Source organism: Subsaximicrobium wynnwilliamsii (genome assembly GCF_007997225.1).
GTDB classification, from domain to species: Bacteria; Bacteroidota; Bacteroidia; order Flavobacteriales; family Flavobacteriaceae; genus Psychroserpens; species Psychroserpens wynnwilliamsii.
Genome location: NZ_VORM01000001.1, coordinates 1 through 23,804 on the forward strand (window position 1 = coordinate 1; position 23,804 = coordinate 23,804).

At 38.2% G+C, this 23,804-nt stretch carries 15 protein-coding genes and 1 pseudogene; 7 read left to right on the forward strand and 9 right to left on the reverse strand.

Going from position 1 to position 23,804, the window contains the following annotated elements:
• Positions 1-473: 473 nt before the first annotated feature.
• From ESY88_RS00005 to ESY88_RS00035, 7 genes and pseudogenes are all read right to left on the reverse strand, one after another.
• The gene (locus ESY88_RS00005; RefSeq protein ID WP_189702469.1) at positions 474-2,375 is read right to left on the reverse strand and encodes a putative porin; all 1,902 of its coding nucleotides are present in this window, start codon (positions 2,373-2,375) and stop codon (positions 474-476) included.
• 157 nt (positions 2,376-2,532) lie between these two features.
• Positions 2,533-3,438, reverse strand: a pseudogene (locus tag ESY88_RS00010) (IS1595 family transposase).
• Positions 3,439-3,523: 85 nt separating this feature from the next.
• A complete protein-coding gene (locus ESY88_RS00015) occupies positions 3,524-5,119 on the reverse strand; it encodes an arylsulfotransferase family protein (protein WP_147084808.1) in 1,596 nt (531 codons plus the stop codon).
• 238 nt (positions 5,120-5,357) lie between these two features.
• A complete protein-coding gene (locus ESY88_RS00020) occupies positions 5,358-7,334 on the reverse strand; it encodes a S8 family serine peptidase (protein ID WP_147084809.1) in 1,977 nt (658 codons plus the stop codon).
• 89 nt (positions 7,335-7,423) lie between these two features.
• Positions 7,424-8,164, reverse strand: a complete 741-nt coding sequence (locus ESY88_RS00025; protein ID WP_147084810.1) for a hypothetical protein — start codon at positions 8,162-8,164, stop codon at positions 7,424-7,426.
• Positions 8,165-8,171: 7 nt separating this feature from the next.
• The gene (locus tag ESY88_RS00030) at positions 8,172-9,668 is read right to left on the reverse strand and encodes a RagB/SusD family nutrient uptake outer membrane protein (RefSeq protein WP_147084811.1); all 1,497 of its coding nucleotides are present in this window, start codon (positions 9,666-9,668) and stop codon (positions 8,172-8,174) included.
• 11 nt (positions 9,669-9,679) lie between these two features.
• Entirely contained in the window at positions 9,680-12,934 is a 3,255-nt protein-coding gene (locus ESY88_RS00035) for a SusC/RagA family TonB-linked outer membrane protein (protein WP_147084812.1), read from the reverse strand.
• A 187-nt stretch (positions 12,935-13,121) separates the two neighbouring features.
• Between ESY88_RS00035 and ESY88_RS00040 the strand changes: the two genes are divergently transcribed.
• The 4 genes from ESY88_RS00040 to ESY88_RS00055 all read left to right on the forward strand — a co-directional run bounded on the left by ESY88_RS00040 (position 13,122) and on the right by ESY88_RS00055 (position 18,100).
• Positions 13,122-13,724: a ribonuclease HII gene (locus ESY88_RS00040; RefSeq protein ID WP_394343943.1), complete on the forward strand. Its 603-nt coding sequence runs from the start codon at positions 13,122-13,124 to the stop codon at positions 13,722-13,724.
• Between the two features lie 27 nt (positions 13,725-13,751).
• Positions 13,752-16,187, forward strand: a complete 2,436-nt coding sequence (locus ESY88_RS00045; RefSeq protein ID WP_147084814.1) for a DUF3352 domain-containing protein — start codon at positions 13,752-13,754, stop codon at positions 16,185-16,187.
• A gap of 154 nt (positions 16,188-16,341) precedes the next feature.
• Positions 16,342-17,391 (forward strand): nucleoid-associated protein, encoded by a 1,050-nt coding sequence (locus ESY88_RS00050; protein WP_147084815.1) that lies wholly within the window; start codon positions 16,342-16,344, stop codon positions 17,389-17,391.
• A 202-nt stretch (positions 17,392-17,593) separates the two neighbouring features.
• Positions 17,594-18,100, forward strand: a complete 507-nt coding sequence (locus ESY88_RS00055; RefSeq protein WP_147084816.1) for a GreA/GreB family elongation factor — start codon at positions 17,594-17,596, stop codon at positions 18,098-18,100.
• A 270-nt stretch (positions 18,101-18,370) separates the two neighbouring features.
• Here the strand turns inward: ESY88_RS00055 and lipB are convergent, their stop codons facing one another.
• Both lipB and ESY88_RS00065 read right to left on the reverse strand, forming a co-directional pair.
• On the reverse strand, positions 18,371-19,069 hold the full coding sequence (gene lipB / locus ESY88_RS00060; protein ID WP_147084817.1) for a lipoyl(octanoyl) transferase LipB: 699 nt from the start codon (positions 19,067-19,069) through the stop codon (positions 18,371-18,373).
• Between the two features lie 2 nt (positions 19,070-19,071).
• On the reverse strand, positions 19,072-19,842 hold the full coding sequence (locus tag ESY88_RS00065; protein WP_147084818.1) for a hypothetical protein: 771 nt from the start codon (positions 19,840-19,842) through the stop codon (positions 19,072-19,074).
• Positions 19,843-19,969: 127 nt separating this feature from the next.
• Here ESY88_RS00065 and ESY88_RS00070 point away from each other — a divergent pair, with 127 nt between their 5' ends.
• From ESY88_RS00070 to lysS, 3 genes are all read left to right on the forward strand, one after another.
• The gene (locus tag ESY88_RS00070; RefSeq protein WP_223270665.1) at positions 19,970-21,043 is read left to right on the forward strand and encodes a helix-turn-helix domain-containing protein; all 1,074 of its coding nucleotides are present in this window, start codon (positions 19,970-19,972) and stop codon (positions 21,041-21,043) included.
• A 96-nt stretch (positions 21,044-21,139) separates the two neighbouring features.
• Positions 21,140-21,580, forward strand: a complete 441-nt coding sequence (locus tag ESY88_RS00075) for a DUF1573 domain-containing protein (protein WP_223270666.1) — start codon at positions 21,140-21,142, stop codon at positions 21,578-21,580.
• Positions 21,581-21,973: 393 nt separating this feature from the next.
• Complete coding sequence (lysS, locus tag ESY88_RS00080; RefSeq protein WP_147084819.1) at positions 21,974-23,665, forward strand: lysine--tRNA ligase; 1,692 nt, start codon at positions 21,974-21,976, stop codon at positions 23,663-23,665.
• The last annotated feature ends 139 nt before the right edge of the window (positions 23,666-23,804 follow it).

A 23,804-nucleotide genomic window follows, 5' to 3' on the forward strand; every position in this document is an offset into this window, starting at 1 on the left:
CAACAAAAACAACAAAAAAACCTGTAAAGAACTTCGCCAACGTTACCGTTTTTAGCGGCTGCAAATATACGCACCTTTCTTTCCATTATCCAAACTTTACAAGGTGTTATTTCTGGTTTTTTTTGCAACTAAACGCCTTCAGTCACGAAACCAAATGTTTAGGGCGAAAAAAAACTATCCTCTCGATAGCATAAGCTCTTTTTTATCTGTCCAGAACGAATTCTATAGCGCGATATAGCCTGAAAAGTTTCAGGGCATTAATTTCTTATACATCTGTATATTTCGTGTAATCCTTCCAAAACACATTGCAATTGAAAAATAGTCTAGCGTTTTTTCCGAAGTAAAAACTTTGCATGCACACTGCTCAACTCAAATGCAGACTTAATCGCGTACACTATATTATAAGGTAAATAGATTACTCACAAAACTTGAGAGCTTCAACTGTTCTCTCAATCTCAAATTGGCTGGTCTGTCTAAAGAAAGAAATTCCAAACAATACCAAACCTTATATTAAAGTCTCTATACGGATAGTTTGGAGCCGCGAAATAATCGTAGCCGGTAAAAGCCGCATTAACATGCTCTGCTTTAAGGAATATTCTGGTTTGTCTCACTTTGGCATTGACAAAAACATCCAATCTTGGGAAGTTGCCCAACTTGGTATTGTTTTGCACATAAAATTCAGCCAACAACGGATCGTAGGCGTTTGCATTAAATTCTGTAAAGTAATTAAAGGTAATGCCGGTTTGGAGGAAGAGCGCGTCATTCTTAAACAAACCATCGGAATAATACAGGCTATTTCTTAAAATCAAATCTGGCACATTGATCACGCCTTCAACACCACCAACCTGTTGATACATCACTTTATTGTCTAAGCTGAATTTACCAATCTCAAATTGGCGACCGGCGGAGAATTTCAGGTAACTTATGGCCTGTGCTTCTTGAAAGGGCTTTACCCCAGCATTTTCTTCAGAAAAAGCAAAATAGGTGTAGTCATTATATACTGTATAGTCCAATGAAAAATCTGCAATCTTATTTAGATTCAGGTCGAGCCCTATTTGGGAGGTCTTCTCATTGCTGAATCTATCCTTATTATACCAATTATAATTTATATAGTTACTTTGATACAATAAGGTATTAAAATTGGATGCCGCAGAAGCCGAACTGAAATTAGCTATAATCTCATTGTCTTCATCGAATTGGTAGGAAGCCTCCGCCTCAAATTGATATCCAGAGAATTCTCCCGAAACTATGGTCGATGCCTTTGTCCATAAATTCACATCGCCAAATTGTTTTTTATAGCTACCTTCTAGAGCGATCGTATTAGTCACTATTCGATTTATGATATACTCATTATCGATTATGGTTGAAAAGTCATATCCGTAATTTAATTTATTGTAGGTCACTCCAAAAGACACTTCACCTATAACACTTTTCCATAGAGCCGCCAGGTTTGCCTCAAAATTCTCTAGGGTGACGCGGTCCTTGATTCTCCTACTAAAAGCGGGTCCAAAATAATCGTCCCTCAAACTTTGATTGAATTGGTAATATTTATCTTCAAAAGAAACTCTGTTTTTCAAGATCAAAGTGCCTGAAGTAGAATCTGCTTCCCGAATTAGTGCATAACTGTGGTTCAAATAAAAACGTTTCCCCTCTAGAATATTATCTGCATTTTGAATGGCAGGATCAAATACCGATCGGTCCAAAAATTCATCACTACCAGAGGTAAATTGCTCAACGTCAAAATCTGTTAGGCCACCACTCTCATTATTGAGCAAATCTTGAAACGTGATATGCCCTTTAAGATGATAACGTTCATCTTTAGTGTGATAATTAGAAGTAAGCCGCAGATTACCTGTACTTGTTAAACTATTTTGGTAATTACCCAAAGACCGCATGCCTTTATAGGCTACCGACATATTGAACTGCCTCGAGGTGTTGATGGTAAAAAACGCGTCTAATATTTGACCTTGCTCAAATACGGTTTTGAAAAAAAGCTCTGAGAACGGAGTTGGAACTTCATAATAATCGATATCCTCAACCTCCATATAATTGTAATGTCTCGCCCTCGCGCCAAAAACTGGCAACAGTTTCGAATTACGATCTAACTTGAGTGCATTATAAGTTTGACCCGCATTAGCGAAGGGGATCAATCCAAACTCATCCCTTCTCAGGTAATTGAATTTGTAATCCTTTTTAATGGTTAATGAGGTGTCAACAATGGTGGTGTCGTTTTCTATTGAAATGATTTTATAATAAAATATACTTATGGAATCCTTTAGACCAAAGTTCTTTTGTCTTTTAACCTTTGAGCTATCTTTTGAAATGCCAGAAGGGAAACTTTGATTGTTATTTTTTTTTAATGTTTGGCAGTTCAAGGTTCCGAAACATGATAGAATAAAGAATGTAATAAAAATAGGATTTCGCATTTCAAGATATCATTCAATTCACGAAATTAAATATTAAATTAAGAAAGCGAACTTAATTAACTAATTTTTTAAATCCTCCTTTCAGGTCGTATATAATTATTTTGAGTCAAACACTTAGTATCTGGTTTGTTTCTCTATGGTAAACAGGTTTTGCCTTTACCATTCTTTCGATTGTTTTATGGAAAATGCTTTCCTTAAACTAAGAGCGATTTATTCTAAAACAAAATTCATCAAAATAAGTGTATATGCCATTTGCCGACATGGGTCAGTATTGCCCTTAGACATGACTTCAATTGCATGATCACGAGACGTAGCTCTTTTAAGTTCCTACTGTTGTCTTTGCATTTATGTTCAATCTTTTACAGCTTCTTTAAAGGCTCGTAGACTCTCCATCTATCAGTGACTATATGTGCTGTCGTGCTTATGTGCTCTTCGAATATCGCCGTTAATGATTTTGCAGAGTAGTCATCAATGCATTTGACATAAACCCGCTTTACCTGATGCCTCTCGCTAAAGACCACTGATATGACCGCTTTTTTTTTGGAGTCGTAACTCCTTCCCTGCTTCCCCTGTTCTTTTCCACAAACAGTGAATACGTCAACATGGACTAGGTCCAACAAATGATGGTTCTGACTGCTCTTCATGACACTTCTGACTTTTTGCATAAAATAACAGGCTGTTCCCTGAGAGATGTCAAAGCGTTTTCCCATTTGTATGCTCGAGACACTTTTACTGCTGGTACTTATTTAGAATACGACGCGGAATGTTTTGTGAAGTCCGAACTTGACATTGTGAAACAGCGTATTTTCGGTTGAACTCTCGACATGTTTGCAACCACAGCATTGGTATTTATTTCCAGTTTTTCACAGCCCCTGATGTGTCCATATTTCGTGCAGGTAATGCCATATTGCCATTTTATCTTTGCTAGTTAAGCCTTGAATGAATAATCGTTAGGTAGTTCTTTTATAAAGTTCAGTATACTTTGTCCTGAGAATTGTTCCCTAAGGCTTATTTTTATTCACGACAGAATTTAAGCAACTAAATAAATATGTTTTTTTAAAAGGATTTGTTTTAAGAATGAGTAGCATAATTTACAATTATTCTTTTAAAACCTTAATAAATCTCGATTTGGTATCATGCAAAATGTTGATGAGGTACATTCCATTCGCCAAACTTTTCAAATTAATAAAATCTACGTTACTTCTAGTTATGATTATATTTCCCGACAAACCGAAAACCTCAATTTTATCAATTTTCTTATAAGAACTAAAATATAGATAATCTTTTGTAGGGTTTGGGTAATACGTTAAATTAACTAAATCATTTTTAACTAAAGATAATGACTGAGAACAGTTTTCAGAAATAGAGTTTATATTCTCAATAATTCCTGAACTACTATTTAACGAAATATTCTCAAAACCGCTAAAACTCTCAGAATACCTATGGGCTCTAAAAGATCCATTTCCAATAGGCTCTGTAAATTGATCAAATTCTGAATTGTTACCAGCCGGAATTATATAAACCCAGACAACATTGCCTGAATTATCAATTTCTGAAAGTCTTCCATTATCAGATTCATTGATTAAAGCGTTCCCGTTAGACATAATTTGCACCCCACATTGAGCACCAGCATGCATAACTTCATTCATAATAGTCCCGTTCCAAGACCAAAAATAATCTTCAGGAAGAAATTTACCAGAATTAAGGCTATAGAAACCATTGGTATCGTTTTGGTCAATGATATGAACAGAAGAAGCTGTTAAATTTGAGCCGTAACCATCATTACTAAATACGGACATTTTACCTTGATTGGGGCCTTCAGTAATCCATTTTATATCATGTTGTCTACCTAGCTTTTTATTGTCAATTGTACCCATATCGTATACCTCTGGATTTCCCCATCTCCAGAGAAAATCACCGCCTTTTCCATAAATTCCGCCAGAGTGTGTTGCTGCTTCGGCAGTAGTCGTGCTGTGGTCAATTATAAATACTTCGCTCAGATGTCTTGCAGAAACCGCTATTTGATCTAAATCCTCATTATAATCAATAGCATTTGCATGTATAGGATTCGAACCGTGACCACCATCATAATTCATGTCTAATAATTGTACATTATCAGCAACGATTCCATAATTGGGCTTAGTGCTATCAAAATCCTGAACTAAATGATCAAAAAGTTTCCATTCCCAAACTATGTTAGCGGAGTTAGTCCCTACGGGTTCAATCTCTAAAATTCTTTCTAGTAGTAAAACATCATTAGGATATGAAGTATCCATTCCCTCAGCAAACATCTCGTTATTAGTGTATCCATCTCTAACTAAGACCAAAAAATTACCGTTTGGTAAAGGTTCTATATCATGATGTATACGAAAACCTAATAAAGCTTCGTAATCAATACTCCATAACACGTTATTATCCCAATCCCTTAGCTCAGCATAAAGGTCATTGGATTGCAACAATGTTCCATCCTCTAAAAAATAACAATTTCTACTGCCTTCTCCGAAAAAATTCCACTGATTAACCACCTCTCCGCAGTTATCAATTAAAAAGGCTCTATTATCAGAAGAAGGTTTAAACAGCGTATAGCCCTCTGATTTATTTTCATTAATTTCATTAAACACCAAGCCAACGGTCTCTTGAGAAATGGCACTTCCTGAAATAACAGCAAATAATATAAGTACTAACTTTTTCATAATCTTTTTAAATTAAAGTAATTGATAGAATTTTTATTCCCTTAGCAAATCTTAAAGTCTATTTAATTGCTAAAGAATTATCCCTATAAAGCTTTCACAATAGAGTAAAAAAGAAGATTCTATCCCCAACACTATCAAAAAATATTTTATAGGTTTCTTATTGCGTAACGGTAAAATCTTTCTTCCTATTTGTGCTCAATATATTTACAATACTTCACACCTCAAAAAAAGCTGTAATTTATCTCTTTATCACTATTTTTTTAATTGCAGATTGGTTAACACCCTTAATTTCCAGCAAGTAAATTGCTTCGGGCAAGTGGGATGTATTTAGCATGTAACTTCCTGATAAGAATTCGCTTGATTCCAGCGCTATTTCTGATATCAATCGACCCTGTATATCAAATAGGGACATATCCACCCTACCTGATTGTTTAATGGTAGAAAGACTTATATTAACATAATCCCCTGCAGGGTTTGGCCAAATATTAAAATCAGTAAAATCTTCATTGCCTGAACTTAAAGTCACATTGTTTCCTGTCAATATAAGTGAAAAATCTTGAGATTGGGGATCAAATGGCCCACCCACATTACCTCTAAGTGTACCTTTATGTGTTACTGTTAATGTGTAACTGCCAGCTTCGGGAGCCTCAATATCAATCCTCTCTATATTATCCACGAAATTATCGCCTGTATTGGTGTTAGAGAAACCTCCAGTTTGAGAATATTCTAACTTATAAGGGAAAAAAGTTTCTCCATTTCTAGTAATCCGTAAATCTAAGTCGTTAATTAACTTCGGCGAGAAACTATTCAACTCGTCAATGACGGCAGCCCCAGGCATATCTGTCCAACATATAGTAGCACTCAGCCTTTGTCCAGCTTGAGCGAAAAAAGTAAATGAAAATTCATCATTATTATATAAATTTAACTCTTCAATTTGAGATGCCCCTAAAGTTGAACTAGTAATAACATTCGCAGCCCCAAAAGCATTTAGAAACCCCCATCCAAATACAGGATCTGGACCACTTCTCATATTATCATCAATGGCGGTATGACATACCAGCCCTTTAATTGTCGACGCAAGCATATATTGCGAATATAACTGTTGATAGTACTCTTGAATAAGAACTAATGTACCAGTCACATTAGGAGCAGACATGGAGGTTCCTGTGTAAGTAGCGTATTCATCATTAGCAATAGGAGAAAACAAATTAGTTCCATCTCCAGCTATATCCGGTTTAATTCTTAAATCATCAGTTGGACCCTGACTACTCGAATTGTTAATAACCAAGTTAGTTAACTCATTTGTAAATGGAGCTATCGATGGATTGGCGTTTGCTATAACTAAATTATTCTTGGCATTTTTATCTGTCGTCAATTTATCAAAGCCGGCAAATAGACCACCTGGATAAGATTGGGTTCCAGAATTTCCGGCAGATGTTACCATTAGGTACTGAGGATTATTTTTGATTATCATATCAATATTTGCAGCACTAGAATTATACGCTCCCATAAGCCAAGAAGGCAATAAATCCTCGTTATTTTGAAGAATTGGCGTACCATAAGAATGATTTGATAAAATTATCGGTGCATCAATATCATTAATTGCGAGTAAGATTTCTGAATTATCATTGGTCCAATTATATGACTTAATCAAAACATCGGGCGCCATACCCTTGGCTTCTGAAACTACTCCTTTGGCACTAATTGTACCAGCAACATGGGTACCATGATTACTAAACCCTGTATCACCATCAACAACAACATTATCAATAATAGTTATTCTACTAGCCGTTTCGTTAGAGTTCGAAAACTCAGGGTGTGAAGCTTGAACTGGACCGCCATCCCATACGCCAACAGTCATACCACTCCCGGTAAGATTTAGATTTAATACTCCACCCGGTTGAAGTGTATTAGTTTTTGTTGCCATTGCTGCGTTATCGTTGGAGGTTGACACGTAAATTGGCTTATTATCGTAAATATCTCTAATTTCCATCACTCGACCTTTAGAATCTACGAATCGCCTCTTTGTGTCTGGATTATTAATGAGATAAGTAGAAATACGAGTTTCTATACGTGACTCTTCAATTAATAATTTTTCTAAAAGAATTTTATTTTCTTTGGAGAGGTTTTCTATTGTTTTGTCAGTCCTGTTTTGAGCAAAGAATGTTAAGCTCAAGAACAGAAACATAAATAGGGTGATATTTTTAATTTTCATAACAATACTTTTTTATACTAAAAGCCATCTTGATAGAAAACAAGATGGCTGTAGCAATTAATAAAAATTTGGAAATTGTTTCAATTTTTCTAATCTATTGTAAATTCAGATTGACCTGAGTCTCCTGCGACTACACCAGATACAAGAACAGTGCCACCGACACTGATGTTATAGTCACTTCCAGCATCGCCTATTCCATCTCCATAAGAGTCGTAAACCACTATTCCATAATCTCCAGAAGCCAAACAGAAGTCATACGACACCGTTTGCCCGTTATCTGCAGGCCTATTAAACGGGCCAAAAGACTCAATAATAGTAGGTGCTCCAGATAGATCATACAGCTCCCATCTTGTTTCGTCAGGATATATATCTAAGGTCAAGCTGAATGTAACAATTGTTTCCAAGCAACTCTCGGTTACACGGAGTTCAAATGCATCACTGAAGTCTAAACCCACCTCTTTCTCAAAATTAATCACTAATGACTGAGCAACAAATTGAAGGTTGTCGTCATCAGTAATAGAGACTGAAAAAGTTCCTACGTTACTACCTCCAGGGATCGTAACAGAAGCAGGAACGGTATAGGAAGTAGCTAAAGAAGATCCGCCATCAATAGCAAGACCATAGGTACGATCAGCCGAACTGGTTTCACTTGCATACACCTTGACTTCAAAAGATTGAGTAGCATTATTTTCTACAGTAACTCTCATAGGATTCATGATTTCAAAACCTACATAATTAGAGAGCTCAGTTTGAGTAGCATCATCTGTCTCGCAATTTGTGAAAAGCGCCACAAGACAGATAAACATAAAAATTCTAAAATATTTTCTCATAATCTAATTAATTATTTTGATCGTTAATACTTGGATTATTATTTATCTCTATTTGAGGGATTTGAAAACTTGCCTCATCTGAATCATAGGCATAAGATTCACCAGCTCTAAACACATGGTTAGTGCCTCTTTGAACTGTAGCCTGATTACGCTTCATTGCAAAATAACTCTTCCCTTCGCCCCAAAGCTCTATTTTAGTTTGAAGATATATTTCATCTAATAGAGCCTGCCCAGAAAGACCTGAAAGGTATGTTGCCGCTTCAGCAGAACCACCTAATCTAATTTCCAGCAAATCTGTTAAGCGACCTAGAGCCGTAGATTCATCACCAATTCTTGCGGCAGCTTCAGCACTCAATAAGTAAAACTCTTCAACTCTCATAAATAGCAAGTCAGTAGATATTACAAACTGTCCCCCTGGTGTTCTACCTGGATCAAAAAACTTATTAATTGGCTGTAAAGCAGCAAAGCCTTGTCCAAATTGTGTTTTTCTTATATCATTTGCAGGTATGTCAGCGAATAGATCATTGTCGATAGATTTAGCGTCTCCTGCCCATGCATAACTATAGGTAAAATAATCCATTTGACCCCACCAATCAATTAATTGGTGACCTAAATCAGTAGTCAAATCAAATCCCCAAATCCAGCTCGGTGTATTTATATCATTAAAACCAGAACCTGTACCAGGAAAAGCCAATTGACCCCGAGTCAATAACGGGACACCAGAATTGATGACTGCATCAGACTGAATTTTTGCGTCAATATAATTACCCATAGCGGCATAAGTATAAGCTAACAAGCCTTGGGCTACAGTCTTATTTATCTGACTTTTTTGCGTTCTAACATAACCGTCTAAAAAAGTAATAGACTGTGTTAAATCGCTCACAATAAGCTCATAAATACGTGAGGCCTCGACCTTACCAAACTCTGAAACATCTCCATCATAAAAAGGCAGAATAGGTTGCATAGGATCATAACTCGGCTGAAAAAATTGAGCTAAATTGAAATAAGCATACGCTCTGTAAGCTTTAGCCTGACCAATGATACGGCGTGTATTTTCATTTTCTGGAACAGCATCATTACCACCACTCGATAGTATTACTGTGTTAGCCGATTTAATTATTCTATAATAATAATCCCAAAGAAGTTGATTCTCTTGTCTTGTGAAATCAGTTGTTGCGAGCAAATTCGCTGTACCATTATACCAGCCGAATGAACTAGAAGCCAAAGCGCAGTCTCCAGTTACAATATCTGATAAAATATCAACTCCCTTTTGCCCAATATCGTAGTGACGATTAGCGCCAACACCTAAAGTACCTCTAGGTTCTACCATAAAATTGGCTATTCCATCAAGACTCCCTTCAACAAGAGCAGGGTTATTATCAACAGCACCTGCAATATCATCGTTTGTAAGAACATTAGTGTTTCTTACAGGATCTAAAAAATCTTCACTACAGCTAAAAATAGCGGCTGTGAATATCAATACATAAATTACATGTTTTTTCATATTATTTTTTTTTAAAATTCAACTTTTGCACCTAAGCTAAAGGTTGTTACTGGAGTATACGCTCCCGAATTAGTAGTTGCAATTGCCGTAGTAGGGTTAAGACCTCGTCTAGCAGACAACATCATTAGATTATCACCAGCAACAAACAATCTAAATGTAGACAGTCCAATTGCATCAATAGCAGCTTTTGGCAATGTATAACCCAAATTAATGTTATTTAAAGCAAAGAAGTCTGACCTGGTTAAAAACCGCGTGGAAAAAGCGTTTTGTTGGGCATCAGTGCCAAATTGAGCTGAAGTCCTTGGTACATCGGTAATGTCCCCAGGTTGCTGCCACGCATTTCTTATATCAGTATGGAAATTGTCTGCACCCACAAGATCATTACCCATTAATACTGAGTACCCTGCATCATAAGTGTATCCTCCTAAACTATAGCTAAATTGCGCTGAGACATCGAAGTTTTTGACTCCTAGATTTAATCTAAATCCCCCTCTTATTTTAGGAATAGCAGATTTCCCAACAAATCTTTGGGTAGCATTGGCATAAGTATCTGTAACAGTGCGGCCTATTTGAGCACCAGGATTTTCGTCTTGATAGGTAAATAAGTTTGATATTTGTGTGTCACCAGCGTTGAATATACCATCATTATTGATATCATCATAATAGAGATTCCAAAGTGCCGCACCATTTCCTGGATCTACACCTGCCCATTCTCTCATAAACCAGTCAAATATAGATTTCCCTTTGGCCAAGTTATTATTATCATCAAAAACCAATGGCTCTGATTGACCTCGTCCTGTAGGCATTCTAGTGATCTCATTATCAAAAATTTCACCATTTACATTAACCGATAACCTTAAATTCTCATTTTCGATAATTTTCCCTACGACATTAAATTCAATCCCTCGGTTAGTCAACTCTCCATCATTGTATTGAAAGAGCGAAGATCCGATAGAAGGAAACAAATTTTCTGTGAAAAATAGATTCGTAGTCCTCTTATCATAAAGATCAACATCAACATTCAATCGATTTCCCAACCATGAACTTTCAAATCCAACTTGAGCAATATTAGATGTTTCCCAAGTTAAGTCAGGATTAGCCAATGTTGCGCTTTCTGTAAAACTATAACTACCATCTGATGTTGAGTTAATTAGTTGGATTTGATATCCGTATTGTAGACTTGTACCTTGATCACCAATTGCCCCATAACTAGCTTTTAATTTTAAGAAATCTAAAAAGCGTATATCCGACATAAAATCTTCTTTCGTAACAATCCACCCTAAACCAACAGAACCAAAAGTTCCCCATTTATTATTCTTAAAACGAGAGGACCCATCACGTCTAATTGAACCCGTAACATAATACTTGTTATCGTAATTATAGTTCAATTGCGAAAAGTAACTATCTAAAGTCCACCCTTGAGTAAATGATGAAGCTCTTCCAAATGGAAATGTGTACTGATTTAAATCCAATGTATTTGGTAAAATTGCTGTCTGAGATCCAGCAGCAATAGTTTTAAATCTATCTTCCGTAGACTCATGAGCAACAAAAAATTCCACACTATGCTGACCAAATGATTGGTTATAGCGAAGTAATTGTAAGAAATTTTGATTGGTGCTTAAATCATCGTCCAAAAACAGATTTCCACCTGTAGCGGCAGCTCCTCCATAAAAAGAATTTCCACGACTTGCATTTTTAGCAGACTGAAATTGACCGCTATATCTCATCTCAAAATTTAACCAATCTGTCATTTTTACTCCTACATTAAAATTACCTAATAACGTCGTTATATCTGATTGAGATAAATCATAAGTTGCAACACCAACAGCATTTGTATTAGTCCATGCCCTTCTTCCTAAACCATAATCATACTGAGAACCCCCGAATATAGGGTCAGATACGAGGCTACCATCCTGATCTCTCAGAAACACATCATATATGGCCGGAGTAGTATTTACTAATGCGAATATATTGCCAGAACTTCCAGTATCGCCTTCGGCATCAGAAGAATTTCTAGAACGTGCTCCAGTATACGCCATATTAGCACCAACTGTTAACCATTCTGTTGGTTTGTGCTCTAAATTAAGCCTAGTGGAATATCTCGTATATCTAGAATTCAAGGCATACCCCTCATCATCAAGATAACCTATAGACCCAGCAAATTTTGTTTTTTCATCACCACCGCTAAATTGAACATTCGCTTCTGTTCTTTTACCAGTACCGAACGCCGCATCACCAAACGTAGTAGGTGTGAACCTTCGCTGAACATTAGGATCAAATCTACCTGTTGCAGGATTTATTAACTGATTACCTGGCACATTCCAAATATTGTATAGACTATTTATACCCACACCGCTACCATCTGCACTATATATATTTGAACTGGCATATTGCGCAGGGTTCGATAACCCATTTAAAGTAGCATTATTTCTTAAAGCTCGCCAAGAAATCTCTACATATTCCTCTGGCGACTCAATTATGTCATACTGAGGCAAAACTAATGAAGTTACACTTGTAGTAAAATCTGCGCTTATCCTAGAAGTACCAGCTTTACCTTGCTTTGTTGTAATAAGGATAACCCCGTTAGCACCTCTCGACCCATAAATTGAGGTAGCCGCCGCATCTTTTAGCACAACCATTGATTCAATATCAGCGGGATTAATAGCATTTAAATTGATACCAACCTCTTCACGACTATTATTTGTAAGTGGCGCACCATCTACAACATATAGAGGCAGCTGATTACCATTAACCGAGCCAAAACCTCTAATTCTCACTTCAGCCGTTGAACCTGGCGCACCAGACCTTTGGACAATATTAACCCCAGCGATCTCACCTCTCAAGGCTTGGGTAACATTAGAAACAATCTTGTTTTCTATTTCTTCAATATCTACAATGGAAGCTGTTCCTGTAAAGGCTTCTTTAGTGGTACTACTATAACCTACTACAACAACTTCTTCCAATGCATTGTCAAACTCCAAGGCGACATCATATACATTAGATGCACCCATTGTAATTTCGGCAGTTTTAGTTCCTACATAAGAAAAAACCAAAACATCCCCAGTATTGGCAGTGATGGAATATCTACCATCAAAATCCGTTTGCACCCCTCTTGTGGTGCCTTTAACAATTACTGATGCTCCTGGCAACGGCAAACCGTCTTCAGAAGTTGTAACTGTTCCTGTGACCGTCTTCTCTTGTGCGTAAGAGAAAGACATCACGCACGCCATAAATAGCGTCATTAACCATGTTAATTTTAATTTCATAAATCAATTATTTGAGTTAGTCTGGCGTAAAAATCATAATAAAAACTTAAAGTGACAAACTTTAATGCCAAAACTTTATTAAAATAGTTTGTTTTGAACACTATTTGGATGCCAGAGATTTGATTTGTGAATAAACGCAAAGGAAATCTCCATATTAAAATCTTAAATTTGTCGAAATTTCAACATATTGAAACTTTCTCCCAATTTTTCTGGAAATGCGCTTGAATGTGGCACAGATGAAGCCGGTCGTGGCTGTCTGGCCGGACCTGTTACCGCTGCTGCAGTTATTTTACCCAATACGTTTACCAATGAACTATTGAACGATTCGAAATTGCTTTCAGTAAAAAACAGAGACCTGCTGAAACCGATCATTGAAGCGCAGGCCCTATGCTTCGCTTACTTTCATATCTACCCAGATACAATAGATGCCATCAATATCCTGAATGCTTCCATTTTGGCAATGCACAAATCTTTGGCACTGTTGCAACCCCAAGCGCAATTCATCATCGTGGATGGGAACCGCTTCAAGTCATTCGGCGAAATTCCGCATCAAACCATTATAAAAGGGGACAGTAAATACCTATCCATAGCAGCAGCCTCAATACTTGCCAAAACCAATCGTGACGCCTATATGGCCGCCATCCATGAAGAATTCCCCATGTACAACTGGAAACAGAACAAGGGCTACCCCACAAAAGAGCATCGAGCAGCCATTCGCAAATTTGGCATCACAAAATATCACCGGAAGTCCTTTAGATTATTACCAGAAGAATTTAAATTAGAACGCTAACTTTCTATATTTGCAAAAACCCCCTGCATGAGAACATATTGGTTGCCATTGTTATGCCTACTCTTACTATTTAGCTGCAAAGATGACCGCAGTTCTAACGCAACGCTATTATCCAAGATTCCTGAAAACGCCGAAATCGTACTTAAAGCCAATAATTTAGATGGTTTTAAAAGCGTCATCCAAAACAATCAGCTTTTAAAAGAACTGAAAACGCTCGCAACTTTTCAAGACCTAGAACAGCAATTGAAACCCTTGGAGTACATCAATACTGCCAATCCTGTTTATATCGCCTTGGCAAAAGATGATAACGATAGTTTGGAGATTAGCGTCATTACTAAATATGATCCACAAATCATCCAATTTGATTCCGTTCCCAATATTATGGTGGAGCGCTTTGAGAGCAAAGACGAGTCCGTTCAAAAAATAAGCTTAAACAACACCATTTATTATAGTGCTTATAAAGACAGCATCCTTTTTCTGTCAAATCGATTGTATTTGGTGGAGCAGTCTTTTGACACCAAACCCATAGCTTCAGAATTACAACGCATCTACGAAACCTCCAACAGCGAGAAATCGGTTTCCGTTTTAATCAACCATAAACGTTTCGTCCAGAACCTTTTCATATCGACCAACGCGCATTTCAACGCCCAGCAGTTTACCAATTACAGTTTGCTGGACGCCGATATATCACAAAATGACATCATCATCAATGGCATCACTACTGCCAGGGATTCCTCAAAAAGTCTAATCAACATATTCAAGGGAAGCATTCCGCAGGAACATTTAATGCCAACGGTATTGCCTTCCAGCACCCAAGGGTTCTCTAGTTTTACTACAGACCAGATTAAAAAGCTGAAAACAAACCTACAGCTATTCAAAAACACAGATAGCATTGTTGAGATGGATCGGCTTTTTGATAATGTGATTGAGTTTGGCCAGGCAGAAATTGAAAATACTTCAGTCTTTTTGATGCGATCCATCGACCCAAGCATTACCATAGAAGAGTTAGCATCCCAAGATGTTAGCAGCAGCTATAGAACCGTTGATATTTATAGTCATAATGCTCCCGAAGCACTTTTCTCTACCTTTTCTCCTTTGGTCCCTAATTTAAGGACCTCCTATTTTATCAATTTGGATGACTTTTTTATTTTCGCGGAAAGCAGTGCCACCCTAGAAAACATCATCGCCGATTACCAAAACGGAAACATACTTGCTGAAGACGAACCCTACAAGGACATGATGAAACACCTCAGTGATGAATCTTCCCTGTTGTTCTACGGAAATTCTAAAAAACTGCAGGCCATTCTTGAGGAAAACATTGCAGGTGCGACAGACTTGAACCTTGACGCTTACAAAACAGCTGCCATACAATATATATATGACAGCGATTTTGCACATGTCAATGCTATTCTAGAAACCCATAAGAGCAGAGGCGCTAGCAAATCGGTTTCCGAAACTGTAAATGTCACTATAGATGCCAATTTGAGCGCGGCTCCACAATTGGCCAAAAACCATACTAATAACCAAATGGATGTCGCGATACAAGATATCAACAACAACCTTTACCTCATCTCAAACACTGGCAAGGTCTTTTGGAAGAAGCAATTATCTGGCAAAATTTTAGGTAAGATTGAGCAAATTGACATGTATAAAAACGGACGCTTGCAATTGGCCTTTGCCACGGCAAACCGAGTTTACGTTTTAGATCGAGATGGCAAGGATGTTGCGCCCTTCCCTTTGAAATTCAATGATGAGATTACGCAACCACTTTCAGTCTTTGATTATGACAATAAGCGCAATTACCGTTTAGTGGTCACCCAAAATAAAGCCTTACTCATGTATGACCAACTCGGGCAAGCGGTGACAGGATTTAATTTCTCTCCCGCAAACAACAGCATAAGCTCCCAGCCCAAACATTTTAGAGTAGGCCGCAAGGATTATATTGTATTTACTGAAGGCGACCACCTCGAAATTTTAGACCGTGTGGGCAAGCCCCGCATCAAGGTTAAGGAAAAGATCAGTTTTTCTGGCAATGAGGTTTACCTTTACAACGATCATTTTACTACGACAAACACCAGCGGTGAATTGCTGGAAGTGAATCAAAATGGCCGTGTGAAGCATGAGAATCTCAACCTCAATGCCAATCATAAAATAGCAACCACCAGCAAAACACTCGCTGCCATCTCAGATAATAATCTTACCATCAAATCGAAGACCATTGCTTTAGATTTTGGAAATTATACTGAACCTTCCATTTTCTATATCGACGATAAGATTTACGTGAGCATTACCGATCTACAGGCTAAAAAAGTCTATTTATTTGACAGCCAAGCCAAGCCCACCGCTAATTTTCCAATCTATGGCAATTCAAAAATTGAGCTGGCCAATATGGATGGCGATTCCAACTTGGAGGTACTCACCAAAGGCAGTGACAATAGTGTGATCATCTATAAAATCAATTAATCAAGACGATCTAAGCGCAGTACTATAAAACCTCAATCCTATTTTTTCTTCGGACGAAACCCAAAACAATTCAACTGTATTCTTTCAAAATGCTACTCAGTAATCCGCCCATAATGTTGTAGTATTGTGAACCTAATTCTTAGCCAAATAAAACATGATCAAACGCAATAAAGCCTCCATATCCAAATGCATCTTGCATAAAGTGGGCAATAAATTCAACAGCACCAAGAATGCTTTTTCTGAGCAACCCATAGATTTTGATGAGGAAAGCTATGATATCCTTGTGCCTTACCTCTTAAGACCATTTGGTAATCTGTCCGAAACTTACCGCTTTAACCACCACTCCAACGTTGACCTCAACGAGATCAATAGTTATGCCTCCCAATTGCTCAAGGACGACTCTGAATTTGTGGACATCTCCAAACACATCGTGACGCACCTATTTGAGCAATCCAACTCCTCACAGATCAAGATTGGCGATGTGATTATCTGTATGGTGCACGATTTGCAATATGAAGATTACGAGACCGATGCCATTGGTATTTTTAAAATTGAGAACAAGACCCACTTTTTTCAGACCTATTTGGAAAACAACAGTTACGACATCATTGCCCAGAAAGGCATTGGCACCAAAAAAGTGGACAAAGGCTGTTTGATACTGAATGCAGCCGATGGTGAAGGGAAAATCGTTTTAAGCGTTGACAACAACAACTACGACGCCCAATATTGGATCAAGAGCTTTTTGAACGTTAAATATCCCGACGATTCCAACGAGCATACCAAAAACTACATCGAGATGTGCCGAGACTTCTCAAAAGATGTGATGCAAGCCCAATTTGGCGGACAAGAGAAAAGCAACTTTCTCGCCAAGACCGTAGACTTTTTCAAGGAAAACGAGATTGCCAATATTGAAACCTTCAAGGAAGAGATCATAGCCGATGAAGATCGCATCCAATTGTTCGAAGATTACAAGAAGGTCTATGAAACCGATCATAATGTATTGATCAGAAATCAATTTGATGTTTCTGATATTGTCCTGAAAAAGCAAAAACAAAAAATAAAGACCGAAATCAAACTAGACACCAACATACAAATCAAACTCGATGTGGATGCGCCAGATGCTTCGGAAGAATTTTTAGAACGCGGTTACGACGAGGTCAAAAAGATGCATTTCTATAAGGTATTCTTCAATGAGGAAAACTAGAGGGTTTTCGATTGACGATTGACGATTTACGATTTGCCCCTAAATCCCAAAAGGAAACTTTTGCTTGCGTCATTGTATTTGGAATTTGGTCCCGATAAATATCGGGATGGAATTTGGAATTTTAAAATAGAACATTTTTCTATCTGAAGAATAATGCTTATTTTCAAGGGGAAACTCAATACCCATTGGAATTTAAGATATTATGAGCAGAGGATTTGTAAAGGAAGATGATCAGGAGGAGATTCCCATGGTGCCACCGAGAGCCGATTTGCCAGAAGGGCTCAAAAACTACGTGACCCAAACCGGGATGGATCAACTTTTAGCCGAAAAGGAAGCACTACTAAGCGAGATAAAAGCACTGGATAGCACGAATGAAAAAGATAAGCGCATTGCGCACAATCTTATAAACTCAAAATTAGACCTCTTAAACGAGCGGATTGTATCTGCAACAATTATTGACCTCAGTGCTCAGCCACAAGAGGAAGTTCGGTTTGGAGCGAGCATCACACTAAAAATAGGCAGTAACAGCAAGACGCAACAATTTCAAATCGTAGGTGTGGATGAAGCCGATATTGCCAAGGGTAAAATCTCCTTTGTTTCGCCCATTGCGAAAGCATTAGTTAACAAAAAAGTTGGAGATACCGCCGTTTTAAAGCGTCCCTCGGGAGATCTTCGCTATGAAATTCTAGGCATCAGTTATGAAGACTGATTGAAATTTACAACCCGTTCAGTATTTTAGATCATTATTGTCCGACAAAGACTTAAGACCCTGCCGGCAGGCAGGCATAAGACTTGATTCGTAAAAATTTGAGAATTAAGCCCATCTGATTTTCAATTTCAATTTCTAAACTTAAAATATCTTTTAGAGCTTTGAATTGATTTATAAGAAAACCGAAGCGAAAAAAAACATGATTTTGGGCTTTGTATTCTTCCGAAGCCTTGCCGGATTCATTTTAGTTCCCGTAGGCAACAACTCACTCTAAGAATTATTCCCTTCAAATAAAACCATAAAATGCTTCAGCAATTTCGCTTTGACTTCAGTTTCAGAAATTCTTTCAACGCCTAATTCTACATTTAGTGATGTTACTGCCTTGCCTTTAATTCCGCAGGGTACAATATTGTCAAAATAACCTAGATCGGCATTGACGTTGAGCGCAAAACCATGCATGGTCACCCACCTACTGGCACGCACGCCTAAGGCGCAAATCTTCCGAGCAAAAGGGGTGCCTACGCCCAACCAAACTCCGGTTTCTCCAGGGCTTCGCTCGGTTTCGAGTCCATATTCCGCCAAGGTCAAAATGATCATTTCCTCTAAAAGGCGCAGGTATTTATGGATGTCGGTAAAAAAATTATCGAGATCCAAAATGGGATAACCCACAATTTGACCGGGGCCATGATAAGTGATATCACCCCCGCGGTTTATCTTATAAAAGGTCGCACCTTTCTGCTCCAATTGCGCTTCATTTAGCAACAAGTTGGACATTTCGCCACTTTTACCCAAAGTGTAGACATGCGGATGTTCTACAAACAAGAAATAATTAGTGGTTTGCATAGCTGTGGCTTCCCGCCTATTCTTGATCTTTACATCCAAAATGCTTTGAAACAGCTGTTCTTGATAATCCCAAGTATCTTTAAAATCCTTGGTTCCTAAATCTTCTATGTTGATTTGTTTATTCACTTTTATTTATCTTCTAGTACCACTTCAAAATCCAAGATTTCTGGTGTTCTCAAAACCGACATAAAACTCAGGTCCATAATTACAGTCTTGCGATCTTCGCTAAACGTGACGTCTTCTTTGGAAACCGATTTAATGGCTCGTGGAAAGTGGTAATTCAATTTATATCTCGAAGACCCAAACATCATTGCGCTATCGCCAAGGCTATCCATCGCTTGTTGGTGCTTCTGTTGATCCACAATTTTAGCGCTTCTTTTGAAAGTCTTACCGTCAAAGGCGTAACTCACTTCTGTACTGGCATCGCCACCTAGAGTATTGAAGGGACTGCCAGCGCCGTTGCCATCTTGATTGACCTCTGTATTCATGCTACTCATGGCATTTAAGCCCTTAAACATCTTCTGTATTTCGCCAATTTTTTTAAATTCAGTAGACATATCGAATAGCATTTTTTTGGTCTCAGGATTTATGCTGATGTGCATCTTGAAGTCCTCCAAGGCTTTCAACTTTTCCTGATCCTCTGTTGGTAATTTTGAGATGCTGTCTTTTTTTTCCTCTAATAATTGCTTAAGCACAATGGTAGAATCCATTGTTTTGTCCAAACCTTTCTTCTCGCCTTCAGCACCCATGTTTGCTGCCATTTCCATAATCGCAGAAGCATCTACTGAAAATGTCATGCTGCCCGATCCGTCTTCATTGATATAGACATCTTCAGAAAATTCACAGCTCGTAAACAACAGGGAAAGCGAAACTACTAACAGCGTCAAAAATCTGTTCATGTCTTTTTCGTATTTAAAGTTGGAAAATTATTCAGGTTCACAAAGGTAAAGATTTTATCTCTCCTGAAGATTGAAATTAAAGCGGATCCCTCATTTTCAGTTCCTAAAAAAGTTTTAGTTTAGTGGCATGAAAACTTGGTTCATCATAATGTGCTTCTGTTGCTTCGGAAACTTGCTATACGCACAACATTGTTTCAATGGTTATATCGATAATGAGCGCTGGCACAATGAGGTATATCTTTCTGTAATTGATGATTATAGAACCTTGAAAGGCATCAATGATGAGCAGATCATTTCTAAAGCCATTTCTAACGCGCAAGGCTACTTCGAATTTCATGGGAACCAATTGGAAGGCAGCAATAAAATCTACAAGCTCCACGTTGATAATTGCTCCGATGGCGATCATGAGGCCAACCATTTTGAAGGCTACTGCAAAGACAGCAAGGATATCCTGTTCATCGCCAAAAGCGGGGATACCATCAACTTTCCGCTTGGTTTTGAAGATCAGGTGTTTTGTAATGTGAAATCTACAAATGCGAAAACCTCGGCCTTTATCAAGATCGACTCCTTAAAGGAAGACATGCGTTTTGATTATGCTGAATACCGAAGCAAGGCCAACCGAAATCTCAACAACAACAAATGGTTCAAGGCACTTCATGAGTATGGAAAATCACTGAAGGAACCTCTGGCAGAACTTTATATTTACGCTTACCTCTCTGACCGAAGCAATAACCTCCACGGTTATTATTTGGAAGACCTAAAGGTTAACACCTATTACGAGCATTTGTTAGAACGCCTTAAAACGGCCTATCCCAATTCTAGCTACACCAAGCAATACGAAGCAGAATTGAACGCAGACAAGTACATCATCTCTGCCATAAGTTCAGAAAAACCCGCGTTTAAATGGATGTATCTGGTTTTGGGATTGCTGCTGCTTTCCCTAATTACAAATGCCTATTTCTTGTATTCAGCAAAAAAAATAAAACCTAAATCCAAAACCGACGTTAAAGAACAACTCACCCCACAGGAGCTTAATGTTTTGGACCTTTTACTTAAGGAATACTCCAATAAAGCCATTGCCGATACGCTCTTTGTGAGCGTCTCTACCATTAAAACCCACATCAACAACATTTACAAGAAACTAAATGTCAACTCCAGGGATAAGGTTAAATCACTGTTTAATAGTGAATTAACAAAATAAATCGTGGTACTAGTCCCTATTTCCAACCTCGTTATTTAGGCATTTAGAAAGATTATGGTCAGATTTGTCTTTCTATAAACCACAAACCCTTCAAAGATGAATGCAATAAAAAACAATTTGAAAGCAGTAAGCACTTCACTCGTATTGGTATGCCTATTCATGAGTAGCATGATGATGGCACAAACCGAAACCATTGAAAAAGCAGCAACTAATGATGTATTGGGAGTATTAAGTTTTGAAAACGAGACCATTGATTACGGCACCATCCAACAAAACGCCGATGGCGTTCGCATTTTTAAATTCACAAATACTGGCGAAGCGCCCATTGTGATTAGCAAAGTAAAAAGCTCATGTGGCTGCACGGTACCAACTTATCCAAAAACTGCGATTCTTCCCGGTGAGACTTCAGAAATCAGCGTAAAATATGCCACCAATCGCATTGGAGCTTTCAAAAAAACAATAACAATTACGTCTAACGCCTCCGAAGCCAATAAAATATTGAGAATCAAAGGCAATGTATTGAAAAGCGATAGCTAATCATAAAATGCAATGACATCAATTCGGGACCGACAAGTTGGGAACGATTAATAGCAGTTTGATTATTAGATCTTCAAAATTTTGAAATTTCAGAATGGCGAAGGTCTTTTTTTCGTTTATAAAAATGCAATAGCTACTGTAAACTCAAACTTGATAAGGTTTAAATGCTTTTTATTAAGACGCTCAGCAGCGATTTTACAGCCATACAAAACGCTCCGTAAATTGACAAAACATCTGTTTATCAATTAGTTGAAAACATGCTTTAGTCCTTTTACCTAGTGATCATAACTGCAGTCGGGCTGGTCTTGATCATCAATCGAACAGTCGCTATAAAAAAGGGCTTCGATAATTACTTCAAAAACTGTAATTTCGTAACTTCAAAAAACATATAGCATGCAGCTTTCAGAAGTAGAATTGGTACGACGCGAGAAACTCGCCAAATTGAGGGAATTGGGTATAAATCCTTATCCCGCAGAATCCTTTGAGGTGGATCATACCGCCGCACAAATAAAGGAGCATTACGAAGAGGGCAAGAAAACAATCATCGCAGGAAGATTGATGACCCGTCGCATACAGGGTAACGCGAGTTTTGCGGAGTTGCAAGATAGCACTGGTCGCATCCAAGTGTATTTTAATCGGGACGAAATCTGCACCGGAGAGGATAAAAGCAAATACAACGAAATTTATAAAAAATTGCTAGATATTGGCGATTTCATTGGTATAGAAGGCGAACTTTTCACCACCAAAGTAGGCGAAAAAACGGTAATGGTCAAAGACTTTACCTTGTTGAGTAAAGCATTAAAGCCTTTGCCACAGCCAAGAGTGGATGCCGAGGGCAAGGTGCATGATGCCTTTACCGATCCAGAACAACGCTACCGCCAACGATATGCTGATTTGGTGGTCAATCCCAAAGTTAAGGATGTATTTATTAAGCGTAGCAAGCTGTTCACTGCCATGCGCGACTTTTTTAATGATTCGGGCTACTTTGAGGTTGAAACTCCTATTCTTCAGCCCATTCCGGGAGGCGCAGCAGCAAAACCTTTTGTGACTCACCATAACAGTTTGGACATTCCCTTATATATGAGAATTGCCAATGAACTTTATCTAAAACGCCTCATTGTGGGCGGATTTGAAGGCGTGTACGAATTCTCCAAAAACTTTAGGAACGAAGGGATGGACCGCACCCATAATCCGGAATTTACCGCCATGGAAATCTACGTGGCTTACAAAGATTACAATTGGATGATGGATTTTTGCGAGCGTTTGTTAGAGCATTGCGCCATGGCAGTTAACGGCACCACCAAAGCCACTTATGGCGAGCATCATATCGATTTCAAGGCACCTTACGCACGAGTGACCATGGCCGATTCCATCAAGCACTTCACAGGCTTTGAGATCACAGGTAAAACCGAGGCCGAAATACGCCAAGCGGCCAAAGACATGAACATCAGCGTTGATGACACCATGGGCAAAGGCAAATTGATTGATGAGATCTTCGGAGAAAAATGCGAAGGCAACTACATACAGCCTACTTTCATAACCGATTATCCCAAGGAAATGAGCCCCTTGTGCAAGGAACACCGTGAAAACCCAGAACTGACCGAACGTTTTGAACTCATGGTCTGCGGTAAGGAAATCGCGAACGCCTATTCAGAATTGAACGACCCTATTGATCAACGTGAACGTTTTGAAGCCCAATTGAAACTTGCCGCAAAAGGTGACGACGAAGCCACTGCATTTATAGATGAAGATTTTTTACGTGCCTTAGAATACGGGATGCCACCATCATCGGGCATGGGCATTGGCATGGATCGCTTGATTATGTTCTTGACCAATAACCAAAGTATCCAGGAAGTTTTGTTCTTTCCGCAGATGCGTCCAGAAAAGAAACAAGTGGAATTGAGCGAGAACGAGAAAGAAGTCTTTCAACTTTTGAAAGGGAATTCACCCATGGACTTGAATGCCTTAAAAGCAGAATCTGGATTGAGCAATAAAAAATGGGACAAGACCATCAAAGGATTGACCGCTAAAAAAGTGGTCAACGTTGCCAAGAACGATGAAGGTTTGTTCGTTGAAATGCTCTAACCAAATTAGTTTTTTTAAAAAGCAAAAAGCATAATTTCATGGAAGTTATGCTTTTTTTTAGGCCTTCAATCTAGTTAAAATCATCTTAAAACCAGGCTAAAAGTTCCGTTATGCGCTAAGTTTAAGTATTTTCATGGCA

What these genes read in the sequence shown, in the direction of transcription:
- ESY88_RS00015 (WP_147084808.1), bottom strand. Translation starts at nt 5,119, where the DNA reads ATGAAAAAGTTAGTACTTATATTATTTGCTGTTATTTCAGGAAGTGCC.
- ESY88_RS00020 (WP_147084809.1), bottom strand. Translation starts at nt 7,334, where the DNA reads ATGAAAATTAAAAATATCACCCTATTTATGTTTCTGTTCTTGAGCTTA.
- ESY88_RS00025 (WP_147084810.1), bottom strand. Translation starts at nt 8,164, where the DNA reads ATGAGAAAATATTTTAGAATTTTTATGTTTATCTGTCTTGTGGCGCTT.
- ESY88_RS00030 (WP_147084811.1), bottom strand. Translation starts at nt 9,668, where the DNA reads ATGAAAAAACATGTAATTTATGTATTGATATTCACAGCCGCTATTTTT.
- ESY88_RS00035 (WP_147084812.1), bottom strand. Translation starts at nt 12,934, where the DNA reads ATGAAATTAAAATTAACATGGTTAATGACGCTATTTATGGCGTGCGTG.
- ESY88_RS00045 (WP_147084814.1), top strand. Translation starts at nt 13,752, where the DNA reads ATGAGAACATATTGGTTGCCATTGTTATGCCTACTCTTACTATTTAGC.
- ESY88_RS00050 (WP_147084815.1), top strand. Translation starts at nt 16,342, where the DNA reads ATGATCAAACGCAATAAAGCCTCCATATCCAAATGCATCTTGCATAAA.
- ESY88_RS00055 (WP_147084816.1), top strand. Translation starts at nt 17,594, where the DNA reads ATGAGCAGAGGATTTGTAAAGGAAGATGATCAGGAGGAGATTCCCATG.
- ESY88_RS00065 (WP_147084818.1), bottom strand. Translation starts at nt 19,842, where the DNA reads ATGAACAGATTTTTGACGCTGTTAGTAGTTTCGCTTTCCCTGTTGTTT.
- ESY88_RS00070 (WP_223270665.1), top strand. Translation starts at nt 19,970, where the DNA reads ATGAAAACTTGGTTCATCATAATGTGCTTCTGTTGCTTCGGAAACTTG.
- ESY88_RS00075 (WP_223270666.1), top strand. Translation starts at nt 21,140, where the DNA reads ATGAATGCAATAAAAAACAATTTGAAAGCAGTAAGCACTTCACTCGTA.
- lysS (WP_147084819.1), top strand. Translation starts at nt 21,974, where the DNA reads ATGCAGCTTTCAGAAGTAGAATTGGTACGACGCGAGAAACTCGCCAAA.